This window comes from Sphingobacterium sp. GW821-FHT03E03 (genome assembly GCF_059420745.1).
The window spans coordinates 103313-118973 of sequence record NZ_JBWKUH010000007.1; the positions used below are offsets into that span (position 1 = coordinate 103313).

The 15661-nt window shown below is 38.0% G+C and carries 13 protein-coding genes; 8 read left to right on the top strand and 5 right to left on the bottom strand.

The window, feature by feature from the left end; genetic code table 11:
* Positions 1-31 precede the first annotated feature (31 nt).
* From AC07UV_RS10880 to AC07UV_RS10895, 4 genes are all read right to left on the bottom strand, one after another.
* Entirely contained in the window at positions 32-583 is a 552-nt protein-coding gene (locus tag AC07UV_RS10880) for a putative glycolipid-binding domain-containing protein (protein WP_495183733.1), read from the bottom strand.
* A gap of 20 nt (positions 584-603) precedes the next feature.
* On the bottom strand, positions 604-2139 hold the full coding sequence (locus tag AC07UV_RS10885; protein ID WP_495183734.1) for a glycosyltransferase family 39 protein: 1536 nt from the start codon (positions 2137-2139) through the stop codon (positions 604-606).
* Between the two features lie 31 nt (positions 2140-2170).
* Positions 2171-2788 carry a zinc ribbon domain-containing protein gene (locus AC07UV_RS10890; RefSeq protein WP_495183735.1) on the bottom strand — a complete coding sequence of 206 codons (618 nt, stop codon included), beginning with the start codon at positions 2786-2788 and terminating at the stop codon, positions 2171-2173.
* Positions 2789-3291: 503 nt separating this feature from the next.
* Entirely contained in the window at positions 3292-3789 is a 498-nt protein-coding gene (locus AC07UV_RS10895; RefSeq protein ID WP_495183736.1) for a DinB family protein, read from the bottom strand.
* Positions 3790-4419: 630 nt separating this feature from the next.
* Between AC07UV_RS10895 and AC07UV_RS10900 the strand changes: the two genes are divergently transcribed.
* From AC07UV_RS10900 to AC07UV_RS10930, 7 genes are all read left to right on the top strand, one after another.
* Positions 4420-4869 carry a protein-disulfide reductase DsbD N-terminal domain-containing protein gene (locus AC07UV_RS10900; RefSeq protein ID WP_495183737.1) on the top strand — a complete coding sequence of 150 codons (450 nt, stop codon included), beginning with the start codon at positions 4420-4422 and terminating at the stop codon, positions 4867-4869.
* A 539-nt stretch (positions 4870-5408) separates the two neighbouring features.
* Entirely contained in the window at positions 5409-8501 is a 3093-nt protein-coding gene (locus AC07UV_RS10905; protein WP_495183738.1) for a SusC/RagA family TonB-linked outer membrane protein, read from the top strand.
* A gap of 9 nt (positions 8502-8510) precedes the next feature.
* On the top strand, positions 8511-9884 hold the full coding sequence (locus AC07UV_RS10910) for a RagB/SusD family nutrient uptake outer membrane protein (protein ID WP_495183739.1): 1374 nt from the start codon (positions 8511-8513) through the stop codon (positions 9882-9884).
* Positions 9885-9888: 4 nt separating this feature from the next.
* Positions 9889-10467: a fasciclin domain-containing protein gene (locus tag AC07UV_RS10915; protein ID WP_495183740.1), complete on the top strand. Its 579-nt coding sequence runs from the start codon at positions 9889-9891 to the stop codon at positions 10465-10467.
* A 183-nt stretch (positions 10468-10650) separates the two neighbouring features.
* Complete coding sequence (locus tag AC07UV_RS10920) at positions 10651-12009, top strand: Gfo/Idh/MocA family protein (RefSeq protein WP_495183741.1); 1359 nt, start codon at positions 10651-10653, stop codon at positions 12007-12009.
* Positions 12010-12203: 194 nt separating this feature from the next.
* Positions 12204-13166 carry a hypothetical protein gene (locus AC07UV_RS10925; RefSeq protein WP_495183742.1) on the top strand — a complete coding sequence of 321 codons (963 nt, stop codon included), beginning with the start codon at positions 12204-12206 and terminating at the stop codon, positions 13164-13166.
* A gap of 32 nt (positions 13167-13198) precedes the next feature.
* Positions 13199-13774, top strand: coding sequence for a hypothetical protein (locus tag AC07UV_RS10930; protein ID WP_495183743.1), 576 nt, complete (start codon positions 13199-13201; stop codon positions 13772-13774).
* Positions 13775-13793: 19 nt separating this feature from the next.
* Here AC07UV_RS10930 and AC07UV_RS10935 read toward each other — a convergent pair whose 3' ends face one another.
* Positions 13794-14267 (bottom strand): hypothetical protein, encoded by a 474-nt coding sequence (locus tag AC07UV_RS10935; RefSeq protein WP_495183744.1) that lies wholly within the window; start codon positions 14265-14267, stop codon positions 13794-13796.
* Positions 14268-14786: 519 nt separating this feature from the next.
* Between AC07UV_RS10935 and AC07UV_RS10940 the strand changes: the two genes are divergently transcribed.
* Positions 14787-15386 carry an RNA polymerase sigma factor gene (locus AC07UV_RS10940; RefSeq protein ID WP_495183745.1) on the top strand — a complete coding sequence of 200 codons (600 nt, stop codon included), beginning with the start codon at positions 14787-14789 and terminating at the stop codon, positions 15384-15386.
* Positions 15387-15661: the final 275 nt, after the last annotated feature.

A 15661-nucleotide genomic window follows, 5' to 3' on the forward strand; every position in this document is an offset into this window, starting at 1 on the left:
TTGCATTGATTTTATTTCGGGATGATTGAAACTAATTTCCAGCTATCTTTTCAAATAAACCGGGATAGTTTAGGACCAGTCCATTCTCATCCACCTGAATACGGGCTGTAAAATCACTGACTATATTTTCATACAGATATTCGTATAAATGTGTCCTTGTATAACGTTGCCGAACGGGAGTGATGTCGCTGTTTATTAGGTCGATATAGATGATATCTATTTCTTTTGAATCACCTATTTTAAGCTGTAGATTGTTTATCGGTAGCGTGTTTGTAAAGGGAGTTAAAGAAATATCTATATATTGAAAACCCCTGAAGCTTGGATTGTCGAAATGATTGATTTCCCAATTGATATCCGTTTTTTTCCCAGTTAGGATGTTTTTGGTCCTATTGACCTCGGAATCAATAAGAAATTCTTCGATCTCCCACTGTTTATTTATAATCAGTTGATAGTAGATCGAATAAATTTTTTTTTGATAGGAACCTATAATTTTTGATGCTACAACATAATGATCATCATTTTCCTGTATGTTGAAATACTCCAGGGAATGGAAAGCGACTCCCTGCCATAATACTGTTTTCATCTGATCGCTATATTAAGTAATTATTTAACGGGCAACATATGTTGTCGTTGTTCTTGTTCGACTTCGTTCTTGACTCGTTGGTTGATATTGATTTTTGCATTGATGAATGTGAAAATCACAGTTCCATATTCTCTTGCATACTTGTTTGTAATGGAATCTGAGCGTATAGATTGTACAAAATAAGGAGCGGTTTCATTCATTTCAGATTGGTTTTCCCTTGAGTTTTTTATACGAATCAAGTTGCAAAACACATGACTAAAATCGAACCAGTTGATATAGTCTGCGTTGAAGGTGACTGCACGGATTCCAAGTTTGGAATAATAATTTATAGCGCCCGCCTGACCATAGTTATCACAAAGGATGAGTGTATTTTGTGGATTGGGAATTTTGCGATAAATGTCATCTACTTTTTGGGCGAGCTCCCGCCATCCCAGCATATCCGCAAAATCTTGTGGAAGTTGATGATCCTTACCATCTTCCCAAGTCAACATACCAATTTTGCGGTATTTTTCGGGATGGTTCGCAATATATTGTGGACTTCTGTTGGGGAATGTCAGTATATAAACAGGAATAAAGAAAACAGGGGGAAGTGCAATTAAAAGAGGTTTTAGAATTCTTCCTGCTTTATTTTCTAAAAGTGTTGAAATATAGACTGAACCAAAAGCAAAATAAATGGGATAGATACCGATTGCATAATAGTCTTTAGCTTTTAAAAATAGAAAAATACCGATTGTAATTAAAAAAGACAAAAAGAATAGCCGATATTTTCGAAATGCGGGATAGCATAATAAAGCATGTAATCCAAAGCCAATAACAGGAAAAGTTCCGAAAAAAAATAGAAATTGAGATCGGATAAAGCTCCATCTGTTGACATTGATGAGCTGGGTTTCAGCAAGTTCTTTGAAATGATATAAAACAGGGAAATTATTCATGTATTGCCAGATTAAATTAGGCAGGATAATTAAAAAAGCAATTAGAATACTATAATAAAGTTTGCTATTGAATAATACTTTACGTTCTGGAACAGCTATAATGGCCGGTATAAGTCCTAGGATCAAAAAAGCGATATTATATTTGTTTAAAAATCCCAAAGCAAAGGTGACTGCAATAAAGTATAGCCATTTATGATGTCCGCTGTTTAAATACTTTATGATAAAATAATAAATCAATGTCCATGACAGGACATCAAAAGAGTTGGGTTGATACAACGTATTTAAACGAAATAAGACTGAAAAAATAACACAGCATGTACCAAATACCAAAGCAAAAAGACCTCCTTTGAGTTCTTCAATGGTTTTCCAGACGATAAGAATGGTCAACGCTCCAAACAGTGCAGGGAAAAATTTGATCCAGAACACGGAGTTTCCTAAAATCTTGATGAGATAGGAAAGCCAAGAGGTCAACGGTGGAACTGATAAATATCCCCAAGCCAAGTGATTGGCCTGATCTAAATGTAAGAATTCATCCCGATGTAAATCATATATTGGACTTATCAATTGATACTGAATGATAAATTTCAGCAGGATAAGGCTGACTAGAATAATATGTTTTTTCATTTAAGAACGGATTTGTCCATAAGCTCCAGTTCTATTTTCTTTCTATCGTAGATATTTGATTGTCAGCTTTCATTTTGGTCACCTCTGCACGGGCTAAAGTAATCTTTTCTGAATAACTATCGCTGCGTTCTTTTCTCAATTTGCGAAGACCTTTTGTTCCCTCTGCTTCGTAGTCGTTGACGTCGAAAGTAATGGAATCCGTCGTGACATTAGCCACGCGGTATAACGTGTACATGGACTTCCCATTTTCTTTCCGTTTGATTTCATATACATCACCAGCAGCCGGGCTTTCCAGGTATTTTTTTGTTTTGATGGATCCGGATATTCCCGCTGCGGCCGCAGATCCGAAGAAAAGACCGATTAGTATTAATCCAGAAAAATATCCAACGGGTGTCTTCGGCATACCGCTTGAACGGATTGTTGCAAGGGTTTGGGGGGCAATCTCACGTTGGTAATTTACTTTTTTGCAATGATTACATACACTAATAATCTCTGTACTATATGGAAAAATGGGGAACCAAAAGATATGAAAGTATTTAACCTGTTTGTAGGCATATAAGGATCCGACTGTGTTGCAATAATTGCAAGTCCCAACAGCTGCATTGGAGCTGTTTTGTAGTAACTTTGTTCTTGTTCCGAAAATAATCATAATCAAGGTTTAAATATGCTGCTTCTTATATTTGCTTTGAACCTCTAGCTTATTTAGTATAATTCGCTAATTGGTTAATTGATTTTTTTTCAAAAATTATGCCATTATATTGACTCTTCGTGTGATTGATGGATATAGGACGGTTATTAACCTCAAAAGACCGTGTTTCCGGCAAGCGAGTGCGAGTATTTGGACTATTTTCGGTAACTATTCGAGAACTATTCGTGTCTGATTCGAGCTTTATCCATACCTGAGTGTAGGTGTTAGGATAGTCTGGCCATCATGTGAACGTGGTTTTAGTGAGTATAACACGGACTCACCTTGGACTCACTACGGAAACACCACGGATTCATCCTGACGCTGTCCCGGCTGAGGGACGAAGCAGGTTGGGATAGGGCGCATAGCGAAATTGTATAAAAACAGTCTTAGATCATAAGTGAAGGTCGATCGCGGACTGTTTTCATGCATATTCATTCAAAAAACTATAGTTATGTTGGACTATACTAAAAGTTCTGTGAATCAGCAGAAGGTCCGTAACTTGACGGTAAGGGGATATTATTCAGCCTATAATAAACACCTAGCTGTGCCCTGTGATGTGTAATCTGATTTAAAGAATGACGGATTGCTTCATATTTTGTCCAGCTTGCGAGTTTTTGACCAGCGCTTTTTATGGTCCAAATTGGATTTAAATCATCTTCGGCCGCATTTTCTAAGGCTATTTTGCCTGCGTAATAATCTTGGTCTAGTTTCTTGAGTAAGTCTTCCCGCGTTGATAGGATAGTAGGCGTGTAGCCACCATCGGCAAAATCCAGTTCAGACGTTTTCAAAATTGTACTTGGCCATTCAAATACCTCCACGAGATGGGTCGCAAGGGGCATGATTTTCATACTTTTTTCATGTGGGGCATAGTCATTTTTGCCTTCTGGAAAAAGTTCGATAAAATTTTTAGTGATCTGATACTCATTTTCAAGTTCAGATTTTAGTTGTTGAAGTGTGTTCATCTTGTTTTGGTATATATTAGTTTAATATTTTTTGATACAATGATCTTGTTTTTTCTACCCATCCTTATTGAACAAATGATAGGTCGTTCTGTTTTTTTATCCTACGTCAAAGATAAGTTTGGATATTGACAGCTATGTGTCAGTATGGATTTGAATATGAAGATTTATAATAAAAAAACCGCTTGAAGCGGGGAACTTCAAGCGGTCTAACCTAACCAATTATTAACCTAAATTATGAGTTTTATATAGTGCGATTTCTGTGCCAAAGATGATTTTTGACAAACACTGCAACGTAACAAATCTGTTGTCTCTGATTTTAAGTGGATAATAGTAGACTTTGGGTGGTATAGCCAGTATGATATAGTGGTTGTTTTCATTTTTTAGGACACAAAAAAATAAGGGGAGAATATTGAAAAACGTGTTGTATAAATGTAAATCGTATTGTTTTTTACATTGTTTTCAATAAAATTTATTGTTTTATCAACCTGTTGTTGTGTTTTATATTGTTTATAGCGAATATTGTTGTAGCGTTTTTTGTCTTTCCATATCGTCATATTTACATATAGAGGAAAATAGATATGAAGGTAGGAGAATGGACATCGTGTAATAAACCAAAATAAATATAAAAAAATGAAAAAATTAGTATTGTTGATGACTGCAGTTATTTTTATGATAACTGGTGCTTTTGCTCAGATTCACAAACCGGTAAAATGGACTGTAGCTAGCAAAAAGCTGAACAACAAAGAGGCAGTCGTCTATGTAAAAGCTACCATTCAAAATGGCTGGCATATTTATTCGCAAAATGTAAAGGATGGCGGACCTACTCCGACTTCTTTCACATTTGCTAATGCGACCGATTATGTATTGGCAGGAAAAACTGCTGAACCAAAACCAAAAGTAAAGCACGAAGAGGTTTTTAAAATGGATGTAGGATATTTTACAAATGAGGTGATCTTCCAACAAAAGGTGACTTTGAAAAAAGGAACAGCAACTGTGAAAGGTAGTGTGGAATGGCAAGCATGTGATGCATCACAATGTCTTCCTCCAGATGAATATGCTTTTGCAGTAACGATCAAATAAAAAAATCTTATTTTGTATCGCATAAAAAATCCCATTTATAGCGCTATAGATGGGATTTTTTTATAATTATTAATTTTTTTCAATATAGCACAAAATAAGTTGCCACAATAATGCGTTAATAATGCAAATACTTTTCATAAAATAGGTTAATATATGGCTAAGACCCTAGAGTTCCCCGCTCTAGGGCTTTTTTTTGACCTGCTTTATGCCTTCTATTCGAAATTATGATAATTTTCGCAAGCAAGGCAGTCTGCGGTTTGATGTTCGTCAAAATTTTGAAAAACCCATTTGGAATTTTTATTGACTTGATTGGGAAAGAAAATAGTATTCATGAAATAGATAGTGGGACAATATAATGTTTCTTGAAAGTGGTTTCGTCACATAAATGTTACTAAAATTAGCACTACGCATACTATTGTTTTTTTTCAAACGTTAATTATTTGATAATGCTTAATGTTTTAATGTAAATGTTTTCATTAAAATATTTTTTATTAATCGTTATCGATAGTTAATATGTGATATAAACTTAAAGTCTTCATATGAAATTTAGTGCTAACCAGTGTAACCTTAAAGGACCATATTATGTTTTATCCTTATTTTTTTTGTGCAGTATTTTAATTTTTCCTGGAATTGTGGGGGCTCAGCAAAAGACGATCACTGGTAACGTGATTGATGCGACCACAAAGTCGCCTTTACTTGGAGTTACCTTAAAACTCAGCAATACAAAAAATGTGACGGTGAGTACGGATAAAAGGGGAGGCTTTGTAGTAGATGACGTGGCTATAGGGCAATCTATTACTTTTTCATTTGTGGGCTATTCGAGTCAGACGATAAAAATAGACTCACGTGCAAGCTATACGATCGCACTAGTTGCTGTTTCCAATTTGATGGAAGAGACCGTTGTGGTGGGATATGGGCGTCAGAAAAAACGAAATCTAACAGGATCTATTGTTTCCGTTGGCGCTTCAGAAATTGCTAAAACAACATTGCAGGATCCCATTTCAATTTTACAGGGACGGGCAGCGGGGGTGCAGGTTTCGTCCAATTCCGGGGCACCCGGTGGTGAGATGAGCATACGCGTTCGGGGGAGTTCTTCATTGAATTCGGGAAACAATCCGCTTTTTGTTGTAGACGGAATTCCACTGGAATCCAATTCCATTTCTTCTTTAAACGGTACTGAAAATTCTGGGCTGAACCCGATGACGGATATCAATCCGAACGATATCGCTTCGATTGAGATTCTGAAAGATGCTGCGTCTACCGCGATTTACGGTTCTAGAGCTGCCAATGGAGTCGTGATGATTACGACGAAACGAGGTGCTGAAGGTAGACCCGAGGTGATATTAAATGCAACTGCGGGAGTGAGCGCCCTGACCCGCAAACTAAGTGTTTTGAACGCAAGGCAATATCGAGAAGCAGTTTTGGATTCCTATCGGGGGATGGCGAAACCTGAGGAACCATTTTATACAATTATTGATTCGCTCAATCCCATGAACAGTGGTGACGTGGACTGGCAGGATGAGTTGATGCGTTCAGCAAAGCAATATAAGTTGGATCTCTCTGTACGAGGAGGGAATCAAGGGACAAAATATGCCTGGAGTTCATCATATTTGGATCAGGATGGTGTGATCTTGAATTCCAATTACAAGCGATTTACCTCCCGATTGAATGTCGACTTTACGATTTCCGATCGGATCAGGATAGGCCAGAGTATTTCCTATACAAATGCAGTCAACAACCGGACAAATGCTGCAGGTTCAGGGAATCTGAGTATTATCCGGAGTTTATTGATACGGCCACCTATTATGTCGATGTATCTACCCAATGGATCACTGAATGGTTATATGATCGGACAGCGGAATCCCGTTGGGATGGCTTTGTTTGCAACCAATCTGAACAAGAGTAATCGCATCGTTGGAAGCCAATATCTGGAAATTGATCTTTATAAAGATCTTAAATTCCGAAGCAATGTAAACCTGGATTATATTTCAATGAAAGAAGATGAATTTATGCCATCCATATTGGATTACCGCGAGGGGTATAATAAAGGTGCTGTACGATCTTCCGGAAACCTTACCTGGGGCAATGAGAGTTATTTTACCTATGCTAAAAATGTAGCTAATGAGCACAATATTGGGGCGGTATTGGGAATAAGTTTTCAGAAATGGCGTTATGACCGGACAGGTCTCGATGGAGAATACTTTCCGAGTGATGATATTCGGACATTGAACGGTGCATCCATCATTTCAAACGCAGGTGTAAATATCGCTTCGGAACATGCGATGCTTTCTTATTTCGGTCGGGTAACTTATGACTATCTCGGAAAATATTTGTTGGAATTCAACCTTCGTACAGACGGCTCTTCCCGTTTTGGTCGTAACCGACGGTTTGGATTCTTTCCCTCTGCGTCAGCGGGCTGGCGTTTTGTTGAAGAAAAAGGGATCAAGAATTTGGGTTGGCTTAGCGATGGTAAGCTTCGTTTTAGCCTTGGAAGTACCGGAAACGAGGCCATCGGTGATTATGCCGCGAGAGGAGAGTTTACTTTAGGAACGAACTATTTGGATTTTTCGGGAGCGGCACCAACTGTGATGCCCAATCCGAGCCTTACTTGGGAAACAACGCGTCAATATAACCTCGGGTTAGAGCTTGGCTTTTTAAAAAATAGAATCCTGTTTTCTACGGATGCCTACTTGAAGAAAACGAAAGATCTGCTTTATAATGTGCCCATGCCCGGGACTACGGGATTTGAATTTATTACACAAAATATAGGATCTATTGAGAATCGAGGATTAGAGTTTAGCCTACAGACCCGTAATCTGGAGGGAGCTTTTAGTTGGAACACAAATATAAACGTCAGCTTAAATAGAAATAAAGTTACATCGTTGCCTAAGAATCTTCTGACTGGCGGTCATATTCAAAATGGGGCTTTCCATATCCTACAGGAAGGCTTACCTATAGGTGTATTTTATGGATGGCGTTATCTTGGTGTGTATGCGCGAGATGAAGACAATACAAGTGGGGTAACAAATGGCGCGAATGGACCGGTATTTGCCGGTGGAGATCCCATTTGGAAGGATGTGAACAATGATAATATTATCGATCAAAATGACCGCGAGATTATTGGTTATGCTGAACCGAAGTATTTCGGAGGGATCTCTAATGATTTTAGCTATAAGAATTTTCATTTGAATGTGTTTTTTCAATACTCGGTGGGTAATCAGATTTATAGTGAGTTGAATCATCAGCGCAATTCAATTGTTCGTTATAATAATCTGTCTACTGACGCTCTTAACCGGTGGCGGGAACAGGGAGATCAAACAGATTTTCCTCGATTGATTCGGGATGATCCAAAACAGTCTGATAGTCGGGTGCAAAGCAGGTGGGTCGAAGATGGCTCTTATCTGAAGTTAAAAAACATCAATTTGAGGTATTCTTTTGACCCTTCTTGGAGCAAACGTATCGGTTTGCGTAAGCTCGATGCTTTTGTTACCGCTACAAATCTGATTACTTGGACAAAGTATACCGGTTTTGATCCCGATGTTAATTCCTATTCTGGTCTTCGTGTAGGATTGGATGAGGGCTCTTATCCACAGAGCCGCACATTTATGTTTGGTTTAATCCTTGGTCTTTAATAAATCGTGATGAAAAAATTGTTAAAATATACATTTTGTTCTTTTCTATTTTTATCCGTTAGCGGTTGTTCGAATTCGTTGCTGGATAAGGAGCCTATTAGTAATGTCTCTGGACAGGGCTACTATAAAAAGCCCAGTGATGCGCAGGCTGGTGTCAATGGCATCTATAATGGTCTGCAATCTCTTTTTCGCCAGAATTTTGCTTACTGGGGAGAAGGGCGGGCCGATAATATTGTGACCCGTCATGCCGGTGACCCTGCTGCGCTGCAACAGAACACACTGACTCCGGTTATCAATTCGGCGCGTTGGGATAATTTTTATACTGTTATATCCCGGGCGAACTATGCGATCAAATATATTCCACAGGCATTCGGAACTGAAGATAGCGAACTTAAAAGACAATTACTTGGGCAGGCTCATGCCTTAAGGGCACTAGCTTATTTTTACTTGGTTCGGATATGGGGGCAGGTACCTTTGGTTACGGAGCCATATGAGGGATTGGATCAGGACCTGTTTGTCAAGAAGAACACTGAGGCGGAGGTATTAGCCAAGGTTGAAGCAGATTTAATTTTGGCAACGGAGAATTGTGCCACAACCTATTCGGGTGCCAGAAACCGTGTACTGATTACCAAAGGAGCAGCTTATGCTTTTCTGACGCAGCTCTATATGTGGCAAAAAAAATATGCGCAGGCGATAGAAATGGCTGAAAAAGTACTAGCAGATCCGCAATATGCCTTGGTGCCAATTGAGGATTGGAATAACATCTTTGTAAAAGGAAGCAGTACCGAAAGTATCTTTGAAGTCGGATACAATGAAGTGCAACCCAATAAGCTCCGTGTCTGGTATGCCAATGGATCGGATAGTGATTATGTACCCAGTGCGGGTTTTATAGCGTCAATCGAACCTGAAGATTTTCGCAAACCTCGTATTTACGATGTATCTCAAGTTCAGCCCCGTAAGATATGGAAGTTTTTTGGACAAGGATTTAATGATGAGAGCCCAGAACCCTCAGCTGGCAATATTGTATTAACACGATTGGCCGATATCCTATTACTAAAGTCTGAAGCTCATGCCCATTTAAATCAGCCTGTCGAAGCATTGGACTTACTAAACCCGATCCGCATCCGTGCAGGGCTTCCAGCTTTAGATCAAAATAAGGCGCAAAGCCAATTCGGAAGTTTAGTTGCTAGTATTTTGCACGAGCGATCTGTAGAACTTTGTTTTGAGGGACACCGTTGGTTTGATCTCCTGCGAAGTGAAACCGCTATTTCGACAATGAAGCCGATCAATGGCCTCTCCGATAAACAAAATTTGCTGTGGCCAATACACGAAGGTGAACTTCTTAAAAACCCAAATTTGCAACAAAATGAATTTTATAGATAATCTTATGAAGAGGATAAAATATATCGTTATTTTTTTTCTATGCGGTTTTGGTATGCTGTCATTGTTCTCTAGTTGCGAAATACAAGAAAGCTTTGAATATGACTACGCGGAAGACAATAGTAAACTGAATATGTCAGCATGGACATATATTCAGGGGAAGGATTCGTTGTCCTTACTGAAACAAGTTATCTTGCAATGTAAGGATGAAGCATTGTATGAACGTACAGAAAAAGCGACCTTTATTCTGCCCACCAATCAAGCTTTTACAGCATATTTAAAAGAAAATAAATACGACAATATTGCCGCTATTCCGGTGCCGATATTGAAGGATATTTTGCGTTATCATATTGTAAAGGCGATAGTGAATTTTAGCGATCCTGCCTTGGCTCCAAGTAACAAACCAATTGCCTATAGGACTGAAAAAGGTGAAATTATGTATTTGTCCCATACGAGTACCTATGTTGGGCTCATCAATGAAGGGACCAATAATCAATGGCAAATCCGTACATCTAATTTAGTTCCGGATAATGGTGTCATCCATGTCGTTGATCACATTGTATTTTTATCTGAGAAGGCGAAATAGGTATATTGACGATCTGTTTTCTGCAATGTCTTGTATATAAAGTATACGGAAAAAATAGAAATGCGAACAGTTTACAAAGTGCTATGGTGATAATGGATACAATTGAAAAATGATAGCTCAATAAACATTATCTTCAGTTTATTGTTTTATTTTATACTAAACTAAACAATAAGCCCGTAAATTATGGTTGATTATACGCTAAACCGAAGAAACTTCATTTTGGGTGCAAGTGCATTTGTTACTTTATCCGCTTTAGAGGTTAAAGGATTATCCTTTGAACGTCTGCCTAAAAATATCAAAGTCGGACTGATCGGAGCGGGTTGGTATGGAAAAAGCGATCTATTTAGGCTGATGCAGGTTTGTGATGTCAATGTGGTTGCGATTTGTGATGTTGATAACCGTCATTTGCAGGAGGCGGGACGATTGGTCGCCGAACGCCAACGCTCAGGACAGATTCCAAAGCTCTACAAAGATTACCGGAAAATGCTTGCCGATCATCAATTTGATCTCATTCTGATCGGCACGCCTGATCATTGGCATGCGCGGCAAGCCATAGATGCGATACGTTCGGGAGCACATATCTATTTGCAAAAACCCGTTAGTGTTGATGTACTTGAGGGCGAAGCAATACTCCAATGTGCACGAAAATATAATAAAAAAGTACAGGTAGGAACACAACGACGGAGTACAGCGCATCTGATTGACGCTAAACAGCGGATTATAGATCCAGGTTTACTTGGTAAGATATCGCATGTGGAAATGTGCTGTTACTATCATATGAGAAGGAACGGTAATCCGGCACTGGAGCAAGTTCCGGACTTTCTTGATTATGAACTATGGACCGGTCCGGCCCCTTTACGCCCTTACGACGGTTTACCCCATGGCGGTTGGTGGCGAACTTTTATGGAATATGGGAATGGTATCACAGGTGATATGGGTATGCATATGTTTGATACTGTACGTTGGTTATTACAACTCAAATGGCCAAAGAAAATTAGTGCAACAGGGGGAATCTATGTGCAAAAAGAGGGAAAGTCGACTATTGCGGATACACAGACAGCGGTATTTGAATATGATGAGCTTAATTGTATATGGCAACATCGCACTTGGGGCAATCCTGTGGATCCTGAATATCCTTGGGCGTTTATTATCTATGGGGATAAAGGAACGCTAAAAGGAAGTGTGATGAAATATGAGTTTATTCCAGTTGGTAAAGGTACTCCCATTAAAAAAGACGTAGTTTATGAAAAAGATAAATTTCCAGCTGATCTGGAAGAACCTAGAATTGAATTGCACACAGCTCCTGCCACACGACAACATCTATTGGATCTATTGTCTGCAATAGAACATGATCGATTGCCTGTAGCTGACATCGAAGAGGGCTATATATCGACAGCCTGTTGTATACTTGCCAATATTTCTATGCAATTAAATAGACCGTTAGAATATGATCCATTGAAAAAAATATGCACCGGTGATCCCGAAGCAACCAAGTTATTGAAAAGACCTTATCGAATGCCCTGGCAACATCCTTATCTGTGATAGTATAGATTGTAATCGTGGTTTAGTATATCGTTTTCATATGATCTTTATTGATCATTTTGATTTATGACCTAGCGATTGGGAGAATCAAATATTGGTGAAAGACCTTCGAAAATTTATTCTCCCACCACTTAATTGTTAATAACCAATTTATCTTTTGACATTTTTGCAATATTTAACTAAATATTGAATCTATGCAATTGAAATTTAATAAACTAATTGTGCTGTTATTGACATTATGCGTTAATCTTGTCTGTGCACAACAAAGCGAACAACATATTGACGGGGTATATAAATCTTCAGATGCAGCCTTTGTTATAAACAAAAACAAGACATTTTTGATAATAGCGTACGGAACATTAATAAAAGGTACCTGGAAGATCGAAAATGATCTTATTTATTTACAACCTAAAAATCCTGACGCTCAATTTTATGTTTATGCGCGGAAAAATCCGACTATCAAAGGCGGGATGCGTGTTTGTTTCATGGGGGATCGTTTGAGTAGTGCGATTTTGGTGGGAAAGTTTCCAGATAAGATGCAGCCACTTTTTAATGAGGATGCAAATTGTAAAGACTTTCCTAGTGTTCATCTGTTTAATGAAAAGATGGATAGGATTACCTTATTGGAGCGAGAAAACCTGGACAATGATCGTGGTATTGAGATACCCAAATTGATGTATCATTTTGCCAGTGGTGATTTTAATGATTTTATTGTGCAACATATGCAAAGTAGTTTGTATCACAATGACTTTATTCTCAAAATAGGCAAAGAAGGATTATATGCAGTCAGTGATCAGTCGGATACGCCTATTCGCAAATCTACTAAAGAGGAAGAATTTTCTATGCTCGAGGAACTGAAATTTTTAGACCAATCTTTTGATAGCGCCTTTGATGCGGATTTCAAGCTGGTAAATAATGGGTACAATACCCATGATGATATGGATCAGGAAATAGAGTTAGCAGCTTACAGATATGATACCGACAAAAATCTATATCTCAATCGGGCGATACCTGCAAAGGAACTGGACTATAAAAGCACAGACTACCATTATGATGGCATATTAATGAAGTTTGACCAGATCAAGGGAACGTCAGAACCCCAGACAGCTGTAAAAATATTGCCGAAACCCATATTTATTGCGAATTGTGATAACTAATCTAATTTGGATCATTTCTTCTTAAGATATACATGATGACAAGAAATCGTTTTATAGTTCCTCTCATTTTGGCAGTGTGCATGGTACTGGGGTGTCAAGATAAAAGTACTGAAAGTTCCAGGTCCAAACAGGTCGAAAATAGGATTGAATTAAATAATGATGAGCCCCCTCGGAATACCGTAGACCGGACGGTTCCAGACACGATAGTCTTATCCCGCACACATAAACCGAGTACGGTACACTGTGATTTGGACGGAGACAATTTGACGGATACAGTGCAGATTGTCCAAAATACAAAAAATGAGAAATATGGCTTAAGATTTATTTTTGGGAACAAAAAGATTAAATACCTAGGGATGGGTACTGATATCCTGGGCCAAGGTTTTGATGATATAGATTGGGTAGGTATTTTTGAAAAGGCGCCCAAAGAAGCAGTTTATTGGAACAACGTAAATGACGATGGCGAAATAATTACAGATGAAGAAGTAAAGGAAGCGGATAAGATCAAATTGGTAAACGATGGTATTTTCATTCACCAGGCTGAATCTTGTGGTGGAGGTATTATCTATTTAAACAAAGGGAAATTTGCCTGGATACAGCAAGAATAACGAATGCGCTGTATCCTATTTATTTACATCTCAATACAGTTTTTGTCGCACCGGCCGATTTTGTGGATACACTCTCGGCGGGTTCTGAGAGGATATAATCGATCGAAATAACATTTACTTTCGCATTTTGCTTCGGTTCAATTTCCTTGTTTTCCTCTCCTTTGGCTGGTGTGTTATCTCCATAATAGTAATATTCAAACGTTAAATTCCGATCCGATTTATTCAAGATATAAGTCGCCCTTCCATAGTTAATTTTAAAGCCATCTTTTGTTGTTGGGAACAGCACAACCTCTTTTGTGTAATTATTGCAGTCTGTAACTGTTAAGATCGTTGGTGTAAACCAATTGATCGGAATAGTTAGGAGAAGCAGTAACAATACGGCATCATTTTTACTTTCCTCTTTTTTGATAAATCGGGTATATAAGGGTTTGATAACTATTAAAAGACAAAATATTCCAATAATAATTAAATAAGTACTTAATGATACGATCATAGGTTTTAGATTAGTTTACAACTCAAAATGATTTTGTAGTTTTTATGTTTTTTTAAGTATTTAATTAATTATGTCTGGTCAAATGATATCGAATTTCGTGCCAGTTTTGAGCTTTTTACCTTCAACATTTCGACGCGGCAGGCTCAATTGCAAACCTATTTTCATGATACTATTCTCGAAGTGAAACAGCTCGTGCTCTGAGAAAAATAGTACACTCATTTTGTAAGGCATGTACCGATTTGACACTTCCTTTTTTTAAAAAGAAAAACACATCGGTTATATCGTAATATTTTACATGTTTTTGCGTGTTTTATACATCTCTGATTTAATTTATATTATTTCTTTTGTTTAAAGATCAATTGTCAGGCGACTGTCAGGTGGCCCAACGAAATTTTGCTGCCATTTTCAACTCGTCAAGTACCTAGAAAAGCACATGTGAAGAAAGTATGAATTATTTTTCCGCACATCGTAATGCAATTGAAAAACCATGGATTATTGAACTTCGATAGAAATAGAATTATGAGTTTAGAGGACAACGCGATATTGCTCTTACAACTGGCTGAGGGAAATCAACAGGCATTCGAGAAACTCTATTACGGCTATAGAGCACAGATCTTTGGCCGTATATTAAAGCAGGTAAGATCGGTGGAGTTTGCACAGGATATCGTTCAGGACGTATTTGTAAAGGTCTGGCAGAATAGAGCACAGATTGATGTTTCAAAAAATTTTAAATCCTATCTCTATACAATTGCACAGAGCACAGTTTACGACTATTTTCGGAAAATTGCTTCGGATCAAGCTAAGAGTGAACAGTTGATGATTCTATCCAAAGGCAAATGTGTAAATGATATTGAAGCGGAGGTCTCTTATAAAGAAATGGAGAAATACCTCAATGATATCTTGGACATTATTCCCGAACGATGTCGGGAAGTATATGTACTCTGTAAACTCGAAGGCCGAAGCTATGATGAGGTGTCCAAATTGTTGAATATTTCTACAGCGACAATCAACAATCATATTGTTAAAGCTACTGGTATCATTAAATCGCATTGGAATTGGAACTACTGTTGTTTTCTTATGATGCTATTCGCAGAATACTACCCTACATTTCTCACCTAGGAACTGAAACCACTGTTTTTTATAATATTATTTACAATATCGCCCTATATTTCCCACTTAAGAATCGCAACTACTTTTGTTTTCTTGTAATATTATTTGCGGAACACCAGCTTGTATTTCTCACCTACATCAGCACAGTCCTGCTACAAATCATTATATATTAAAATTGGTAAATATCCCTTAGGGATCTCAAGAGGAGCAAGACGTAGGATATATTTGCAGGTATTTCAATTTTTTTTTATTTGGCATAGTTGATATTTTTTTGGCTTACGTAT

Excerpts from the sequence above, each read along its gene's own strand:
- AC07UV_RS10900 (WP_495183737.1), top strand. The coding sequence starts at position 4,420 with ATGAAAAAATTAGTATTGTTGATGACTGCAGTTATTTTTATGATAACT.
- AC07UV_RS10880 (WP_495183733.1), bottom strand. The coding sequence starts at position 583 with ATGAAAACAGTATTATGGCAGGGAGTCGCTTTCCATTCCCTGGAGTAT.
- AC07UV_RS10935 (WP_495183744.1), bottom strand. The coding sequence starts at position 14,267 with ATGATCGTATCATTAAGTACTTATTTAATTATTATTGGAATATTTTGT.
- AC07UV_RS10890 (WP_495183735.1), bottom strand. The coding sequence starts at position 2,788 with ATGATTATTTTCGGAACAAGAACAAAGTTACTACAAAACAGCTCCAAT.
- AC07UV_RS10915 (WP_495183740.1), top strand. The coding sequence starts at position 9,889 with ATGAAGAGGATAAAATATATCGTTATTTTTTTTCTATGCGGTTTTGGT.
- AC07UV_RS10895 (WP_495183736.1), bottom strand. The coding sequence starts at position 3,789 with ATGAACACACTTCAACAACTAAAATCTGAACTTGAAAATGAGTATCAG.
- AC07UV_RS10925 (WP_495183742.1), top strand. The coding sequence starts at position 12,204 with ATGCAATTGAAATTTAATAAACTAATTGTGCTGTTATTGACATTATGC.
- AC07UV_RS10940 (WP_495183745.1), top strand. The coding sequence starts at position 14,787 with ATGAGTTTAGAGGACAACGCGATATTGCTCTTACAACTGGCTGAGGGA.
- AC07UV_RS10885 (WP_495183734.1), bottom strand. The coding sequence starts at position 2,139 with ATGAAAAAACATATTATTCTAGTCAGCCTTATCCTGCTGAAATTTATC.
- AC07UV_RS10905 (WP_495183738.1), top strand. The coding sequence starts at position 5,409 with ATGAAATTTAGTGCTAACCAGTGTAACCTTAAAGGACCATATTATGTT.
- AC07UV_RS10930 (WP_495183743.1), top strand. The coding sequence starts at position 13,199 with ATGATGACAAGAAATCGTTTTATAGTTCCTCTCATTTTGGCAGTGTGC.
- AC07UV_RS10920 (WP_495183741.1), top strand. The coding sequence starts at position 10,651 with ATGGTTGATTATACGCTAAACCGAAGAAACTTCATTTTGGGTGCAAGT.
- AC07UV_RS10910 (WP_495183739.1), top strand. The coding sequence starts at position 8,511 with ATGAAAAAATTGTTAAAATATACATTTTGTTCTTTTCTATTTTTATCC.